The organism is Pseudoxanthomonas gei, from assembly GCF_010119615.1.
GTDB classification, from domain to species: domain Bacteria; phylum Pseudomonadota; class Gammaproteobacteria; order Xanthomonadales; family Xanthomonadaceae; genus Pseudoxanthomonas_A; species Pseudoxanthomonas_A gei.
Genome location: NZ_QOVG01000002.1, coordinates 133,194 through 149,972 on the forward strand (window position 1 = coordinate 133,194; position 16,779 = coordinate 149,972).

The following is a 16,779-nucleotide window of genomic DNA, read 5'->3' on the forward strand; positions in this document are numbered from 1 at the left end:
TGCAAGCACCTGATTTGCATCAGTAGATCGACCTCCGCTGCACCTGCAAGTTGGGTCCCGGCGTGCGCCGGGATGACGACTGGACCCTGGTCGTTCGCTGATGGCGTGCTCATGCTTCCGCCAACTCCGACTTCTTGGCCCCGTCGCGCGCACGCAGCAGCCGGTTGGCCACGTCCAGCCAGGCCAGCGCGCTGGCTTCGATGATGTCCTTGCTGGTGCCGGTGCCTTCGTATTCCTCGCCTGCGTAGCGCACGCTGAGGTTGGCCTCGCCGCGGGCGTCGGCGCCCAGGCCGACGCTGTGCACCTGGTAACTTTCCAGGGTCAGGTCGACGCCGGTGGCCAGGGCCAGGGCGCCGAACAGCGCATCGACCGGACCGTCGCCCTCGGCGGTCTCGAACACGCGGTCGCCCTCCGGGTCCGACAGTTCGACGGTGGCACGCGCCCGCTGGCCCACGTCGCTTACCGTCATCGAGGACAGGCGATAGCCTTCGCTGTCGGCGCCGTCCTGCATCAGGGTCTGCAGGTCCTTGTCGTGGACCACGCGCTGCTTCTCGCATAGCGCCTTGAATGAAGCGAACACCAGGTCCAGCTCCGGTTCTTCCAGCAGGTAACCCAGTGCGCGCAGGCGCTGCTCGACCGCGGCGCGGCCGCTGTGGCGGCCCAGGACCATCTGCGAGGACGGCCAGCCCACGTCCTCGGGGCGCATGATTTCGTAGGTGCCGCGGTGGCGCAGCATGCCGTGCTGGTGGATGCCGGCCTCGTGCGCGAACGCATTGGCGCCGACCACCGCCTTGTTGCGCTGCACCGGCATGCCGACCAGGCGCTGCAGCAGTTGCGAAGTCGGCACGATGCGGCTGGTGTCTATGCTGGTGTCGGCGCCGAAATAGGCGCCGCGCACCTTCAGGCCCATCACCACTTCCTCCAGCGCCGCATTGCCGGCGCGCTCGCCGATGCCGTTGATGCTGCACTCGACCTGGCGCGCGCCGCCTTCGATGGCGGCCAGCGAATTGGCCACCGCCAGGCCCAGGTCGTTGTGGCAGTGGGTGCTGAAGACCACGTCGCGCGCGCCCGGCACGTTGGCGATCATGCGTTCGAACAGGCCGCGGATTTCAGTGGGCGTGGTGTAGCCGACGGTGTCGGGCAGGTTGATGGTGGCGGCGCCCGAGGCAATGGCCGCGGCAATCACTTCGGCCAGGAAATCCTCCTCGGTGCGCAGCGCGTCCTCGGCGGAGAACTCGACGTCATCGACGAAACCGCGCGCGGCGACCACGCTCCGCGCCACCGCATCGAGCACCTGGCCGCGGCTCATGCGCAGCTTGTGCTCGCGGTGCAGCGGGCTGGTGGACAGGAACAGGTGGATGCGCGGTTTCGCACTGCCGGCCAGGGCACGCGCGGAGGCCTCGATATCAGCGGGCAGGCAGCGTGAGAGCACGCACAGGGTGGTGTCGCGCAGTTCGGCGGCGATCAGCCGGGCGGCCTCACGGTCGGACTGCGAGCTGGCCGGGAAGCCGGTCTCGATCACGTCCACGCCAAGCTCGGACAGCGCCCGTGCCATCACCAGTTTCTGCGAAGGCGACATGCTGCAGCCGGGCGACTGCTCGCCATCGCGCAGGGTGGTATCGAAAATCCTGACCTGGGCTGGGACCTGGACCGGGGTTGCTACGGGAATGACGCTCACCAGGTGAACTCCTCTTCGGTAACGGCGTGGCGCGCAACGGGTGCATCGACAGCCATGGAAATGATGGGGGAAGCCGGCGCGGCCGAGGCGCTGACGTGGACGCCGGTGTGAACCGGCTCGACCGGATGCAGCTCCTGGGTGCGCCGGCGCGGCTTGCGCGGTGCGCGCGGGCGCACCTCGGAGAGCAGCCCGGCGAGCACGCGGGCATCTATGTTTCCGCCGGAAACGACCGCGCATTTGCGCTTGCCTGAGACGCGCCGCCCGGCGGCCAGGGCCAGCGCGCCAGCGCCTTCGGCAATCAGGTTTTCCTCCAGCGCCAGTCGCACCAGGGTTTCGCGCAGTTCGGCTTCGCGCACGATAACGACGTCGTCGAGCAGGCTGGCGCACAGGCGCCGGGTCAGGAAGCCGGGCACCTTGACCCGCACGCCGTCGGCCAGGCTGGCGACCGGATCGACGAGCGACGCATCACCCTTCAACGCGCGCGCCATCGCATCCACGCCTTCCACCTGCGCGCCTACCACGCGCACACCCTGCGACTTCAGCGCCAGCGCCACTCCCGAGGCCAGACCGCCGCCGCCGATCGGCACAATGACCACGTCCGGCGTGAACGGCGCGATCTCGATGCCGACCGTGCCTTGCCCTGCGATCACGTCCGGATCATCGAAGGCCGACAGGAAGCGGTAGTCGTTCTGCTCGGCCAGCTCGCGCGCGAAGGCATAGGCTTCGTCGTAGCTGTTGCCATGCTGGCGCACGGTCGCGCCCCAATGGGCCACGCCGGCGATCTTGTTCTCGGGTGCGCCATGCGGCATCACCGTGATCGCCTGCACCCCAAGCCGGTACGCGGCCCAGGCCAGGCCTTGCGCATGGTTGCCGGCCGACGCAGCGATGACCGGGCGCTGGTCGCCACGTTCGCGTGCGGCCAGCAATGCATTCAACGCGCCGCGCACCTTGTAGGAACCGGTGCGCTGCAGGTTCTCCAGTTTCAGCATCACCCCGAAGCGTTCGGCATGGTGCATCGGCGTCGGCGGCAGGTAACGCCGCAGCCGCGCCTGCGCCGCCAGCACGTCGGCCACGGTGACGATTACGTCACTTACGTCCGGTTCGTTGCTGGCGCGTGCGTCAGGCACTGGGGTGGAGCCGGGAGCCGGAAGCCGATAGCCGGTAGCCGGAGGGCGTGCAAGCAAAGGAGCGCCAGGATTGCGATGGAAGAAGACGCCTCCGTGAAGTCCTGGTACTGGAAGAAAAGTCGGGAGCGGTGAAGCAAATCCCCCTCAGTCCCCCTTTTTCAAAGGGGGAGGTGGAACGCGGCGACCCGATACTTCCCGAAGCCCTGAACACTCCCCCTTTGAAAAAGGGGGGCAGGGGGGATTTGCCCTTGATCTTCAAGAAACCTCCTCCGCCATAGCGCTTTCCATCGGCACGACTTCTACCGGCGTGATCTCGACTGGCGCGATCTCAACTGGCGTGATCTCCACCGACACGCAGTCGTACACCTTCAGCATCTGCAGCCGCAGGGTCTCGGCGGGGCGCTGGCCGTCGACCACCAGTTCCACCCGCCAGCCGCCGTTCCCGTCGGCGTTGCGGCCGTTGATCGAGTGCGGGGTGAAACCGCGGCGTTCGGCCATGCCGATGACGCGGGTCAGTGCGCCTTCGGCAGGCTTCAGGACCAGGTCAAGCCGATATCGCATGTGCGTGCTCCGTGCGTTCGCTGGCTTCGGCATCGGCATCGGCCGGGCGGGCGTCGGCGGGGTTGTTGTCCAGCATGGTGCTGTTGGCGGTATTGGGCGGCACCAGCGGCCACACGTTGGCGCGGATGTCGATGGCCACGTGCAGCAGCGCGGGACCGGGCTGGGCCAGCAGGTCCACCAGCGCATCCTCGACCTGGTCGCGGCGGTCGATGCGGCGCGCGCGGATGCCGAACACCTCGGCCAGGGCGGCGAAGTCGGGATTGTCGGACAGGTCGATCTCGCTGTAGCGCTTGGCGAAGAACAGTTCCTGCCACTGCCGCACCATGCCCAGCGAACTGTTGTCCAGCAGCACGATCTTCACCGGCAGCTGGCAACGCGCGATCGTCACCAGCTCCTGCACGTTCATCATGAAACTGCCGTCGCCGCTGACCAGCAGCACGGTGCGGTCGGGACAGGCGAACTGCGCGCCCATCGCCGCCGGCAAGCCGAAGCCCATGGTGCCCAGTGCGCCGCTGGTCAAATGGTTGCGCGGATGGTTGAAGCGGCAGTGCTGGGCCACCCACATCTGGTGCTGGCCGACATCGCAGGCAACGATGGCATCGTCCGGCGCGAGTTCGGTCATGCGCTTCAGCAGGGCCGGTGCATAGATGTCCGAACCCGGCGCGTCGTAACGGAAGCCGTGCTTGTCGCCCAGCATACGGCAGCGCTTGCGCCAGCTTTCCTGGGCAATGCTGTCGCAGCTGCTGCGCGCACTGACCAGGGCGCGCAGGCCGGCGGCCACGTCGCCGGGCACGGCGATGTTGGCGGTGCGCAGCTTGGAGATTTCATAGGCGTCGGCATCCAGGTGGATGACCCGCGCGAACGGCGCGAATTCGGCGAGCTTGCCGGTGGCGCGGTCGTCGAAGCGCGCGCCGACCACGATCAACAGGTCCGATTCCTGCACCGCCATGTTCGCCGCGCGGGTGCCATGCATGCCCAGCATGCCCAGGTAGTCGGGATGGCCGCCGGGCAGGGCGCCCAGGCCGCGCAAGGTCAGCACGGTGGGGATGCGGGTGGCTTCGACGAATTCGCGGAACACGTCGGTGGCGCCGGCCAGGCCGATGCCGCCGCCGCCGTAGATGACCGGCTTCTCGGCCGCGGCAATTGCCGCCAGCGCTTCGGCCAGTGCCAGCTGCGATGGCGCCGGTGGCAGTTCCACGTCCGCCGGCACGTGGTCGGGCAGGTGCGAGGCATCGGCCACCTGCACGTCCTTGGGCAGGTCGATCAGCACCGGGCCCGGCCGTCCTTCGCGGGCGATGCGGAAGGCGTCACGCACCACTTCGGGCAGGTCTTCCACCCGGCGCACGATGTAGCTGTGCTTGACGATGGGCAGGGTCAGGCCGAACACATCCAGTTCCTGGAACGCATCGGTGCCCATCAGGTGGGTGGCGACCTGGCCGGTCAGGCAGACCATCGGCACCGAGTCCAGCATCGCATCGGCTATGCCGGTGACCAGGTTGGACGCGCCGGGGCCTGAGGTCGCCACGCACACGCCTACCCGGCCGCTGGCACGCGCATAGCCATTGGCGGCCAGTGCCGCGCCCTGCTCGTGGCGCACCAGGATGTGCTTGAGCTTCGAATCCACCAGGGCGTCGTAGAACGGCATTATGGTGCCGCCCGGGTAGCCGAACAATGTTTCCACGCCCTCGGCTTCCAGCGCCTGGGTCAGCCAGCGTGCGCCGTTGCGTGGGGCTGCGGCGGCGCTGGCGTTCATGCGGCGGCGGCCTTGTCTGTTGAAGTCGCGTCATCGGCATCGGGCTGGGCGGCGTTGGCCGACAGCCACACCATCTTGGCGCGCAGCTTCTTGCCCACCGCTTCGATCGGATGATCCATGTCGGCCTGCTTGAAGCGGTTGTAGTTGGGCAGGCCGGCTTCGTATTCGGCGATCCAGTTTTTGGTGAAGGTGCCGTCCTGGATGTCGGTCAGGATGTCCTTCATGCGCTGCTTGGTGCCGGCGTCGATCACCCGCGGGCCGCTGACGTAGTCCCCGTACTGGGCAGTCTCGGAAATGAATTCCAGCATGCGGGTGATGCCGCCTTCGTAGAACAGGTCGACGATCAGCTTCAGTTCGTGCAGCACTTCGTAGTAGGCGATTTCCGGCTGGTAGCCGGCTTCCACCAAAGTTTCGAAGCCGGCCTGCACCAGCGAGGAGGCGCCGCCGCACAGCACGGCCTGCTCTCCGAACAGGTCGGTCTCGGTCTCTTCCTTGAAGGTGGTCTTGATGATGTTGGCGCGCGCGCCGCCCAGGCCGGCGGCGTAGGCCAGGGCCAGTGCCTCGGCATTGCCGCTCCTGTCCTGGTGAACGGCGTAGATGCAGGGCACGCCGCGGCCGATCTCGTATTCGCGTCGCACCAGCGCACCGGGACCCTTGGGCGCGACCAGGACCACGTCGATGTCCTCGCGCGGCTTGATCAGGTCGAAGTGCACGTTCAAGCCATGCGCGAACAGCAGGCAGGCACCCGGCTTGAGGTTGTCCTTCAGCACTTCGTCGTAGAGCTTGCGCTGGACCATGTCGGGGGTCAGCACCGCCACCAGGTCGGCGTCCTTCACTGCTTCGGCCGGGCTCTTGACCACGAAGCCATCGGCCAGCGCCTTGGCCGTGGTCGGCCCGCCCGGACGCAGGCCGACGGTGACATCGAAACCGGACTCGCGCAGGTTCAACGCATGCGCGCGGCCCTGGCTGCCGTAGCCGATGGTGGCGATCTTGATGCTGGGAAGGGTGCTGGTCATTGCGCTTGGATTCCAGGAAGGGTTGAAGGAAAGGTTGGAAATTTATGCAGGCTCTGAAAACAAAAAACCCCGCACTTCTCAGGGCGGGGTTTTGCGAATCCGGCGTTTGCTGCTGCTTACACGCCTGTTCGTCCCGCTCCGGTTGGCGAGGTAATAAGTACGAGTACCAAGAGCGCGGCCGCAGTGGCGGCGCGTCGGTCTCGTGCAGGCATGTCCTGCGTGGGTGTGTGCAGTTGCAACATAGGGTTAGAGGAACATGGGTTCGCGGGCTTGTCAAGCACACCAACGCAGGCCGGATTCTAGTGCGGACAGGCGCGCAGATGGTTGCAGATGAAACCCCGATAGTTGCAACCGAAACAATGAAAACGAGGCAGTATCAATGCCCCCATATCCCGAACGGAAACGTTCGCGCAGGCCCATGCCCGAGTACCGCTCCAGGACTTCCACCCACGGCCGCAACATGGCCGGCGCGCGCGCGCTGTGGCGCGCCACCGGCATGAAGGACGAGGATTTCCACAAGCCGATCGTGGCGATCGCCAATTCCTTCACCCAGTTCGTGCCCGGGCACGTGCACCTGAAGGACCTCGGGCAACTGGTGGCGCGCGAGATCGAGCGCGTAGGCGGCGTGGCCAAGGAGTTCAATACGATCGCCGTGGACGACGGCATCGCCATGGGCCACGACGGCATGCTGTATTCGCTGCCCAGCCGCGAGATCATCGCCGACTCGGTCGAATACATGGTCAATGCGCATTGCGCCGATGCGCTGGTGTGCATTTCCAATTGCGACAAGATCACGCCTGGCATGCTGATGGCGGCATTGCGCCTGAACATCCCTACCGTATTCGTTTCCGGCGGGCCGATGGAGGCGGGCAAGACCACGCTGTCAGAACACGGCCTGGATCTGGTCGACGCGATGGTGGTGGCGGCCGACGAGAACGCATCGGACGCCAAGGTCGCCGAATACGAGCGCAGTGCCTGCCCGACCTGCGGTTCGTGCTCGGGCATGTTCACCGCCAACTCGATGAACTGCCTGACCGAGGCGCTGGGCCTGGCCCTGCCGGGCAACGGCTCCACGCTGGCCACGCATGCCGATCGCGAACAGCTGTTCCTGCGCGCGGGCCGGGTGGCGGTGGAGTTGTGCCACCGCTGGTATGGCGGCGAGGATGCCTTGGCGTTGCCACGCTCGATCGCCAGCTTCGAGGCCTTCGAGAACGCGATGACCCTGGACATCGCCATGGGCGGTTCCACCAACACCATCCTGCACCTGCTGGCCGCGGCGCAGGAGGCGGAAATCGACTTCGACCTGCGCGACATCGACCGGTTGTCGCGCAAGGTGCCGCAGCTGTGCAAGGTGGCGCCGAACATCCAGAAGTACCACATGGAAGACGTGCACCGGGCCGGTGGCATCTTCTCCATCCTGGGCGAACTGGCGCGCGGCGGACTGCTGCATACGCAGGTGCCCACCGTGCACAGCCGCAGCCTGGCCGAAGCCATCGCCCAGTGGGACGTGACCCAGACCAGTGACGAAGCCGTGCACACCTTCTTCAAGGCCGGTCCCGGCGGCGTGCCCACGCAGGTCGCCTTCAGCCAGTCGGCGCGCTGGAAGAGCCTGGATGTCGATCGCAGCGACGGTTGCATCCGCGATGTCGCACACGCGTATTCGCAGGAAGGCGGCCTGGCCGTGCTGTATGGCAACCTGGCCGTCGATGGCTGCGTGGTCAAGACCGCGGGCGTGGATGAATCCATCCACGTGTTCGAAGGAAGCGCGCGCGTATTCGAAAGCCAGGACGCGGCAGTCAAGGGCATCCTGGGCAACGAGGTGGCCGCCGGCGACGTCGTGGTGATCCGCTACGAAGGTCCCAAGGGCGGGCCGGGCATGCAGGAAATGCTCTACCCGACCAGTTACCTGAAATCCAGGGGACTGGGCACGCAATGCGCGCTGCTGACCGACGGGCGTTTTTCCGGCGGCACCTCCGGCCTTTCCATCGGGCACGCCTCACCGGAAGCGGCGGCAGGCGGCGCCATCGGGCTGGTGCGCGAGGGCGACCGCATCCTGATCGACCTGCCCAACCGCAGCATCAATCTGCTGGTCTCCGAGGAGGAGCTGGCCGTGCGCCGCTCGGGCCAGGACGCCAATGGCTGGAGACCAGTCGAATCGCGTCCACGCAAGGTCACCACCGCGCTCAAGGCCTACGCCCTGTTGGCCACCAGTGCCGACAAGGGCGCTGTGCGCGACAAGGCCTTGCTGGAGGGCGGGCTGGCGCCGCGCGGGCCCGACACCCCGTTGTGGGGTGTGTTCTAATCCGCCCTGAAGCGGGGGTATCGCCGGCCTGGCCGGTGATTGAGACAGTCCCTTCGAACCTGATCCGGTTGAGACCGGCGTAGGAAGCTTCGCAGGATGCGCAATGGAACAGGCTCGGGCCGGCGCCGAAAGCGTCGGGGCTCAAGCCCCTCCCACACGTGCAGTCCATGCGCCGCCGCTTCGTCCCCTTGCCCTTTGGACGAACGCCATGAACGCACTGCCTTCCTCGCTGCTGCAGCAGACCGACCAGCTTTCCGAATCCGTGACCCGGCCCATTCCAGGCTCGCGCAAGATCTTCGTGCAGGGCTCGCGCCCCGACGTGCAGGTCGCGATGCGCGAAATCGTGCAGTCGCAGACGCCGACCCTGTTCGGTGGCGAAGAAAATCCGCCGATCACCGTCTACGATCCTTCCGGTCCCTACACCGACCCGGACGCGCGCATCGACCTGCGCAGCGGCCTGCCGGCGTTGCGCGCGAAGTGGATCGAGGAGCGCGGTGATACCGAACTGCTGGGACAGCTCAGCTCAGAATTCGGACGCGGTCGCGAAACCAACGCCCGCCTGGATGCGGTGCGCTTCCCGGCGCGCACGCTGCCGCGCGTGGCCAGGGCCGGCGCCAACGTCAGCCAGATGCACTACGCGCGCAAGGGCATCATCACCCCGGAAATGGAATACGTCGCCATCCGCGAGAACCAGCGCCTGGACGCGGTGCGCGATGCGCTGCTGCTGAAGCAACACCCGGGCGAATCCTTCGGCGCCAGCATCCAGAAGTTCATCACTCCGGAATTCGTGCGCGACGAGATCGCCCGCGGCCGGGCCATCCTGCCCAACAACATCAACCACCCCGAAAGCGAGCCGATGATCATCGGCCGCAACTTCCTGACCAAGATCAACGCCAATATCGGCAACAGCGCGGTGTCGTCCGGAATCGCCGAGGAAGTCGAGAAGCTGGTCTGGTCGATCCGCTGGGGCGGCGACACGGTGATGGACCTTTCCACAGGCAAGCACATCCACGAAACCCGCGAGTGGATCATCCGCAATTCGCCGGTACCCATCGGCACGGTGCCGATCTACCAGGCGCTGGAGAAAGTGGATGGCCGCGCCGAGGAGCTGACCTGGGAGCTGTTCCGCGACACCCTGGTCGAACAGGCCGAGCAGGGCGTGGACTACTTCACCATCCATGCCGGTGTGCTGCTGCGCCACGTGCCACTGACCGCCAAACGCGTCACCGGCATCGTCTCGCGCGGCGGTTCGATCATGGCCAAGTGGTGCCTGGCCCATCACAAGGAGAATTTCCTCTACACGCATTTCGAGGACATCTGCGAAATCATGAAGGCCTATGACGTGGCCTTCTCGCTGGGCGACGGCCTGCGCCCCGGTTGCATCGCCGACGCCAATGACGCAGCCCAGTTCGGCGAACTGGAAGCGCTGGGCGAGCTGACCAAGATCGCCTGGAAGCACGACGTGCAGACCATGATCGAAGGCCCCGGCCACGTGCCGATGCAGATGATCAAGGAGAACATGGACAAGCAGCTGGCCGAATGCGGCGAGGCGCCGTTCTACACCCTGGGGCCGCTGACCACCGACATTGCCCCGGGCTACGACCACATCACTTCGGCGATCGGCGCGGCGATGATCGGCTGGTTCGGCACGGCGATGCTCTGCTATGTGACGCCGAAGGAACACCTCGGCCTGCCCAACCGGCAGGACGTGCGAGACGGCATCATGGCCTACAAGATCGCCGCCCACGCCGCGGACCTGGCCAAGGGCCACCCCGGCGCGCAGGTACGCGACAACGCCTTGTCCAAGGCGCGCTTCGAGTTCCGCTGGGAGGACCAGTTCCACTTGGGCCTGGACCCGGAGAAGGCCAAGGAATTCCACGACGAGACCCTGCCCAAGGACGCGCACAAGCTGGCCCATTTCTGCTCGATGTGCGGTCCGCATTTCTGTTCGATGAAGATCACCCAGGACGTGCGCGACTACGCCGCCGAGCATGGGGTGGAAGAAACCGCGGCACTGGAGGAAGGCATGGCCGAGAAATCGGCGGAGTTCCGGGCCCAGGGCGCGCAGGTGTACCGGCAAGGCTGAATGAGCCCGGGGCGCGGCTGCGACCGTGCCCCGGCCTCCCGCGTACCTTCACCAAGGGCAAATGAACCAGTGCTAGGTTCAGGCCCAACACGAAGCACGGGAGATCGGACATGAAGTTTCAAAGACGTCTTGCCCTCGCGGGACTGGCAGCGCTGGCCCTGGTGCTGGCGTCCTGCGCCAGCGGGCCGCGCATCAGCAGCGAAGCCGATCCGCAAGCGGATTTCGGCAGCTACCGCAGCTTCGGCTTCTACACGCCGCTGGCGCTGGAGAAGGAGGGCTATGCCACGCCCACCACCGACCGCATCAAGGCGGCCGCACGCGCGCAGCTGGAGTCGCGCGGATACACCTACACGGCCACGCAGCCGGACCTGTGGGTGAACCTCAACGCCTACATGCAGGAACGCACCGACGTCAGCACCATTCCGACGGTCGACTACAACTACTACTACAGCTATCGCGCGCGCAGCTATTTCGCCGTTCCGTACTGGCATGACCAGACCCATGTGAGCCAGTACACCGAAGGCACGCTCAACGTGGACCTGGTCGACCGGCAGAAAAACCGGCTGGTGTGGGAAGGCATCGCGGTGGGCCGGATGGCCAGGCTCAAGCCCGACGAACGGGCGGCGCGCATCGACGCCACCATGGCCGAGATCTTCGCGCGCTATCCGTATCGCGCGGGACAGGCCGCCGCGGCGACGCCTTGATCGGCGCCAGCCATCCTGTGCCGGCGATTGGTCCGGCGCAGGGCGGGTGGCGCGCCTGCACCGCGTGGTCTACTAGCGGCTCATGAAGCAGGTGCGCCGATGACATCTTTCAAACGTCTCAGATGGTGGGTAACCGCGCGGCGGCATCCGTCGGCGCTGCTGCTGGCGGTGCAATTGCTGGGCGTGCTGCTGTATCCGGCCATGGAAGACACCGATGCCGGGCGCGCGCTGTTCGGGGCATTCGGCATGGTGGTCCTGGCTCTTGCGCTGTGGGTGGTCAACCGCAGCGCCTCGATCAACTGGATCGCCTGGTGCATCGCGGTGCCGGCGGTGGTGATGTCCCTGCTTTCGGTGTGGGGACAGCTGCCGGGCCTGCTGGTCTATGCGCACCTGCTGGAAGGCACGTTGTATTTCTATACCGCGGCCAGCCTGACCGCGTACATGCTGCAGGACCACGAGGTCACCCGCGACGAACTGTATGCGGCCGGCGCCACCTTCACCCTGCTGGCGTGGGCGTTCGCGTTCGCCTTTTCCGTCTGCCAGCAGTGGTATCCGGGCAGCTTCATCGCCGCGGTGAATCCGGAGCTGCCGCGCAGCTGGATGGAACTGCTGTTCCTCAGTTTCAGCGTGCTGTCCAGCGTCGGGCTGAGCGACATCGTCCCGGTCCGGCCCGAGGCGCGTGCGCTGGTGATGCTGGAATCCTTCGCGGGGGTGATGTACATCGCGTTGGTGGTCTCGCGCCTGATCGGATTGACCGTCACCCGCGAGCGCAAGGGCGGCTAGCGGCACGCGGCCTCCACCGCACCCGGCCTGCACGGCACCCGGTACCCACCGCACGTGACGGTGCGCAGCTGCGGTTTCCCATGGTGCGGACGTTAAATTCAAGGCAATCGCGACAATCGGCGCCAACAACTGCAACAACCGCGATCAACAGCGGCCGCCTGTCTGCATGACATCGTACGGGGACTCGACCATGACTCGTTGACGCGGGCAGAGGGAATCCACGTGCATCGCAAACTCCTGGCAACCGCCATCTGCAGTGCGTTGGCCTGGCCGCTGGTGGCCGCTACTGCCCGTGCGCAGGAAGACAGTCCTGACCAGCCCGGCGCCGAAGACCAGCCCGCCGCGGCCCCGACCGAGCTCGACCGCATCCTGGTCACCGGTTCGCGCATCCCCCGCGTGCAACTGGAGACCGCCTCACCGGTGGTCACCATCACCGCCGAGGACATCCAGCGCCAAGGCTTCCGCAACGTCTCCGACGTACTGCGCGCGCAGCCGCTGGCCACCGGTGCCGTGCAGGACAACCAGTTCTCCGGCTTCACTCCCAACGCCACCACCATCAGCCTGCTTGGCCTGTCGCCCAGCTTCACCCTGATCCTGATGGACGGCCGCCCGCTGGCCGATTACCCGCTGCTGTACAACGGGCAGAGCAACTTCACCGACCTGACCAGCATTCCCACCGCCATGGTCGAGCGGATCGAAATACTGCCGGGCAACCAGTCCTCGATCTACGGATCGGCGGCCATTGCCGGCGTGGTCAACATCATCCTGAAGAAGCACCTGGATGGCATCCAGCTCGACGCGCGGCTGGGTGGCTATTCCGACGGCGGCGGCGAAAACCAGCGCCTGCAGCTGACCGGCGGCAAGAGCTGGGACAACCTGGACCTCACCTTCGGCCTGCAATACAGCCACCAGGATCCGATCTACATGCGGCAGCGGGATTTCACCGACACCACCGATGACAATCCCAATCCCGACCTGCGCTACGGCAGCCGCACCTTCATCATCCTCAACGGCATTACCGGCCAGTACGACGAGCCGGGCACCGGCTGCGACAACGTGGCGGCCAACTTCGGCGGCACCACCATCCGCGATTTCCGGCCCGGCCGCGGCTTCTTCTGCGGCAGCCGCGCCCAGCCCGGTTTTGCCACGCTGCTGAACGAGGAGGAGGGCGTGTCGGCCTATTTCAACTCGACCTACCGCCTGGGCGACAACGCCAACTTCTACGCCAGCGTCCTGTATGGCAAGAACAAGGCGAAGAACGATTCCGGATCGCGCTTCTGGATCCCCAACTACAACGCCGGCACGGGCGGCTACATCTGGAACCAGGCCGAGCAGACCCTGGAGACCTACCAGCACATCTTTTCGCCGGAGGAGCAGGGCGTCACCAACTACACCACCGACTCGAGCTCCTACAACCTCGCGCTGGGTTTCAACGGCACCATCACCGGCTCGAACTGGGACTACGACCTCTATTACAGCCGCTCCGGCTACGAGGTGAAGTCGGACCAGCTGTGGCCGCTGGTCGACGAGATGGATGCCTTCTTCCAGGAACAGTTCCTGGGCCCGCAGCTGGGCACCACCTCCGGCTATCCGATCTACGAGCCCGACAAGCAGGCGTTCTACCAGTCGATCACGCCCGAGCAGTTCCGTGCCTTCTCCGGCAACCTGCGCAACAACTCGGACACCTGGACGCACAGCTTCAACGTGCAGCTGACCAACCCGGAGCTGTTCCGGCTGCCGGCCGGTGCGGTCGGGGTGGCGGGCGTGGTCCAGTTCGGCTACCAGCACTGGAACAACCCGGTCGATCCGGGCGTGAGCGGCGATGCCTACTTCGGTCTCAGCGGCACCAGCGGCAGCGGCAACCGCGCCAATCGCGCGGTCGGCGTGGAGTTCAGCATCCCGCTGCTCAAGACCCTCACTGCAAGCCTGTCGGGGCGCTACGACTCCTACAAGAACATCCACGCGGGTTCCGACGCCCAAGGCACCTACAAGGTGGGCCTGGAATTCAGGCCGGTGGAAAGCCTGCTGCTGCGCGCCAACTACGCCACCGCGTTCCGCGCCCCGGACATGGGCTACGTGTTCACCGGCGGCAACGGCTTCTTCTCGCAGCAGACCGATTACTACAAGTGCGAGACCTACGGCCCCAACCCGAACTGTCCCTTCGAAGGCAATTCACTGGAAGGCATCCAGGTGGCCAACCCCGACCTGAAGTCGATCAATGCGAAGTCCTACGGGTTCGGCTTCGTGTGGTCGCCGAACGAGCGCCACACCCTGCACGCCGACTACTACAACGTCAGGATCGAGGACGAGGTGCTGCCGCAGTCCTTCTCGCGCACGCTGTTCGACGAGAACGAATGTCGCCAGGGGCGCCTGGACATCAATTCGCCCACTTGCGTGGACGCGTTGTCACGGGTGCAGCGCGGACCGCTCAACGCCAACCCGCTGCTCAGCGAGACGGTGCAACTGGTGACCATCAAGGCGATCAATATCGCCGAGGAGCAGATCAGCGGCATCACCGCCGGTGGCAGCGCGCGTTTCGACTGGGGCAACTGGGGCGAATTCGGATTCGGGCTGGATTACAACCTGACCCTGGACCACACCACCGTGACTTTCCCGGGCGATCCCGAAAACGACCTGCTGTCGCCACAGCAGGCGCTGAGCGCCGAGTTCAAGAGCGTGCTGACCGGCGACATCAGCTGGAGCAAGGGCCCCTGGTCGGCCAATGTGCACGGCATCCGTTACGGCTCCACGCCCAATTACGCCGCCCAGTTCGGCATCGACACCACCCCGGGCACCAGCCAGGGCAAGGTCGGCCCGCACATGCTCTACAACATGAGCGTGAGCTACGACGTGACCGACAAGAGCACGCTGAGCGTGACCGTCAACAACGTGCTCAACACCGAGCCGCCGTTCGATCCCACCTACGATGGCTCGCAGGGCTTCGCGCCGCCGTTCTACAACATCTTTGCCTACAACGGCTATGGGCGCGCGTTCTGGGTGCAGTACCGCATCGACTTCGGGACCAATTGATTGAATGAGCCGGGCCGCCATCCGGCCCCGATTCAATCCAGGCCGGCCAAAGCGAGCCGCAGTGGTTCCAGCGCATTCGCGTAGCCGTGCCATTCCTGCAGCGCGCGCTGGTGGATCGGCGCCCGCACCTGGGCGCTGCTGAGGGTCGCCACCGGTGCCTGGTTGCCGGTCGTGTCCACGCAGGCGGGGTCGAAAGGCAGGCCGCAGAAATCCAGCACGCGGCGCGCGGTCGCGGCGGTGTCGCGCACCAGTGCTTTGTAGGGCACATCAAGCACGGAGCCCGGTGCGACGGCATGCCAATGCGCCATCAGCCGACGGTACTGGCGGTAATGGTGGGCCAGCGACACGGGGTCGTAGCTGTAGACGTGGGCGTCGCCAAAAAACGCGCGGTAATTGGAGAAGCAGACCTGCATGGGTTCGCGGACCATGTGCAGGATCCTGGCGCGCGGCAGGGCCTGGACGATGAAGCCGACCAGCATGAAGTTGGGGGGCAGCTTGTCCACGAAATACCTGCGTCCGCCTGCGCGCCACCGGGTCTGCTGCAGGTAGCGCCTTCCCAGCAGCGCCGCGTCCAGCGTGCGGCTGGCGGCAAGCAGTGGCAGGTCGAGCGCGGCATGCCCGTGGCGATCGGCAGTCCAGCGCAATTGCCTGGGAAAATCGTTGAGTTCGCCCGCCGGGGCCACCTGCGGGTGGTTGCCGACAATGCGCTCGAGCAGGGTCGTGCCGGAACGTGGCATGCCGACGATGAAGATCGGCTGTGGACCCTCATCGTCTGCCGGCTGGGCCGCACGCACCGGCCCGGGGAAGTGTTCGATCACGGCATCGACCAGGGCCTGTCCGGCAGCGGCGTCATAACCCAACCGCCGATGCATGATGCGGTTGCCGCGCTGCAGTGCCTCCCATGCCTGGTCGTGGCGTCCCAGGTCATCCAGCTCCTTGTACAGCGCGAATTCGAGCGCGGCGTGGTCCTCGCTGTCCGCAGTCACCGCTGCCAGTCGCGCCTGCACTGCATCCAGGTGGTTGCGATCGGCCGTCTGCGTGCGCAGGCGGGCCAGGGTGAGCGAGGCGCGGCCAAATCGGGTGCCTTTGGCCAGGCACGCCTCCAGTTCCGTCTCGGCCTCGTCGATACGGCCGTTGAACTGCAGTTGCAGCGCATGGAAATAGAGGAAATCGGCGCTGTCCAGTCCTGCCTGGCGGGCGCGTTCCATCAGCGCCAGTGCCTGCCGGTGCTGGCCCAGACCCTGCTGCACATGGGCCAGGGCAAGCAGTGCCTGGCCGTCCTGGCTGCGTTCGATTTCCGGATGGGCCAGGCAGGAAAGCGTAGCGACGGTTTCGCCAAGCCTGGAAAGTGATTGCGCCACGCGACAGATCTGCGGCAGGTCCGCCGGCAACGTGGGCAGGCAGGCAACCAGTTGCGCGGCGGCACCGCGGACACCGCCCTGGGCCAACATCACGGCGGACAGCAGCAGACGCACGGGCGTTGCATCGGCGTGGGTGCGCAGCAAGCCCTGCAACAGGAGGGTGGCCTGGTCCCAGCGTTTCGACGCGACGTGGCGCTGGGCCTCGGCCCAGGTGGCCTGTTCGGCGGGAGTCATGCACCTGGCTGGCGTGCTGGACATCGCTGCATTAACGTCTCCAGCCTGGCCGCTATCAAGGCAGGGCCCATACGTGGGATGTAGTAACTGCGTGCCGCACTGCCGGTGCCGGTAGCAGGCAGCGGGCGGAAGGCGCCCTGTCCA

The 16,779-nt window shown here is 66.2% G+C and carries 11 protein-coding genes and 1 riboswitch; of the genes, 5 read left to right on the forward strand and 6 right to left on the reverse strand.

The genetic code is table 11. The annotated features are described in order from the left end of the window. Positions 1-109 precede the first annotated feature (109 nt). The 5 genes from DT603_RS03595 to ilvC all read right to left on the reverse strand — a co-directional run bounded on the left by DT603_RS03595 (position 110) and on the right by ilvC (position 6,135). Entirely contained in the window at positions 110-1,669 is a 1,560-nt protein-coding gene (locus DT603_RS03595) for a 2-isopropylmalate synthase (protein ID WP_162348752.1), read from the reverse strand. Positions 1,670-1,674: 5 nt separating this feature from the next. Further along, the gene (locus tag DT603_RS03600; RefSeq protein ID WP_162348489.1) at positions 1,675-2,805 is read right to left on the reverse strand and encodes a threonine dehydratase; all 1,131 of its coding nucleotides are present in this window, start codon (positions 2,803-2,805) and stop codon (positions 1,675-1,677) included. A gap of 255 nt (positions 2,806-3,060) precedes the next feature. Continuing rightward, entirely contained in the window at positions 3,061-3,366 is a 306-nt protein-coding gene (locus DT603_RS03605; RefSeq protein WP_162348490.1) for an ACT domain-containing protein, read from the reverse strand. Further along, positions 3,350-5,119 carry an acetolactate synthase 2 catalytic subunit gene (gene ilvG, locus DT603_RS03610; RefSeq protein ID WP_162348491.1) on the reverse strand — a complete coding sequence of 590 codons (1,770 nt, stop codon included), beginning with the start codon at positions 5,117-5,119 and terminating at the stop codon, positions 3,350-3,352. Before ilvG ends, DT603_RS03605 begins: the two co-directional genes overlap by 17 nt. Then, positions 5,116-6,135, reverse strand: a complete 1,020-nt coding sequence (gene ilvC / locus DT603_RS03615) for a ketol-acid reductoisomerase (RefSeq protein ID WP_162348492.1) — start codon at positions 6,133-6,135, stop codon at positions 5,116-5,118. The genes ilvG and ilvC overlap by 4 nt, the downstream gene beginning before the upstream one ends. A gap of 418 nt (positions 6,136-6,553) precedes the next feature. On the opposite strand from ilvC, the gene ilvD reads away from it, so the two are divergent. The 5 genes from ilvD to DT603_RS03640 all read left to right on the forward strand — a co-directional run bounded on the left by ilvD (position 6,554) and on the right by DT603_RS03640 (position 15,040). Further along, entirely contained in the window at positions 6,554-8,437 is a 1,884-nt protein-coding gene (ilvD, locus tag DT603_RS03620) for a dihydroxy-acid dehydratase (RefSeq protein ID WP_162348493.1), read from the forward strand. 3 nt (positions 8,438-8,440) lie between these two features. Further along, a riboswitch (TPP riboswitch) is annotated at positions 8,441-8,540 on the forward strand. A 105-nt stretch (positions 8,541-8,645) separates the two neighbouring features. Next, complete coding sequence (gene thiC / locus DT603_RS03625) at positions 8,646-10,523, forward strand: phosphomethylpyrimidine synthase ThiC (RefSeq protein ID WP_162348494.1); 1,878 nt, start codon at positions 8,646-8,648, stop codon at positions 10,521-10,523. 110 nt (positions 10,524-10,633) lie between these two features. Next, on the forward strand, positions 10,634-11,227 hold the full coding sequence (locus tag DT603_RS03630) for a DUF4136 domain-containing protein (protein ID WP_162348495.1): 594 nt from the start codon (positions 10,634-10,636) through the stop codon (positions 11,225-11,227). 99 nt (positions 11,228-11,326) lie between these two features. Beyond that, positions 11,327-12,010: a two pore domain potassium channel family protein gene (locus DT603_RS03635; protein ID WP_162348496.1), complete on the forward strand. Its 684-nt coding sequence runs from the start codon at positions 11,327-11,329 to the stop codon at positions 12,008-12,010. A gap of 276 nt (positions 12,011-12,286) precedes the next feature. Then, entirely contained in the window at positions 12,287-15,040 is a 2,754-nt protein-coding gene (locus tag DT603_RS03640; protein WP_425500934.1) for a TonB-dependent receptor plug domain-containing protein, read from the forward strand. A gap of 32 nt (positions 15,041-15,072) precedes the next feature. Here the strand turns inward: DT603_RS03640 and DT603_RS03645 are convergent, their stop codons facing one another. After that, the gene (locus DT603_RS03645; protein WP_162348498.1) at positions 15,073-16,635 is read right to left on the reverse strand and encodes a tetratricopeptide repeat-containing sulfotransferase family protein; all 1,563 of its coding nucleotides are present in this window, start codon (positions 16,633-16,635) and stop codon (positions 15,073-15,075) included. Positions 16,636-16,779: the final 144 nt, after the last annotated feature.

Coding starts and splice junctions, on each gene's coding strand:
- DT603_RS03645 (WP_162348498.1), bottom strand. CDS start 16,635: ATGACTCCCGCCGAACAGGCCACCTGGGCCGAGGCCCAGCGCCACGTC.
- ilvD (WP_162348493.1), top strand. CDS start 6,554: ATGCCCGAGTACCGCTCCAGGACTTCCACCCACGGCCGCAACATGGCC.
- DT603_RS03605 (WP_162348490.1), bottom strand. CDS start 3,366: ATGCGATATCGGCTTGACCTGGTCCTGAAGCCTGCCGAAGGCGCACTG.
- ilvC (WP_162348492.1), bottom strand. CDS start 6,135: ATGACCAGCACCCTTCCCAGCATCAAGATCGCCACCATCGGCTACGGC.
- ilvG (WP_162348491.1), bottom strand. CDS start 5,119: ATGAACGCCAGCGCCGCCGCAGCCCCACGCAACGGCGCACGCTGGCTG.
- DT603_RS03635 (WP_162348496.1), top strand. CDS start 11,327: ATGACATCTTTCAAACGTCTCAGATGGTGGGTAACCGCGCGGCGGCAT.
- thiC (WP_162348494.1), top strand. CDS start 8,646: ATGAACGCACTGCCTTCCTCGCTGCTGCAGCAGACCGACCAGCTTTCC.
- DT603_RS03630 (WP_162348495.1), top strand. CDS start 10,634: ATGAAGTTTCAAAGACGTCTTGCCCTCGCGGGACTGGCAGCGCTGGCC.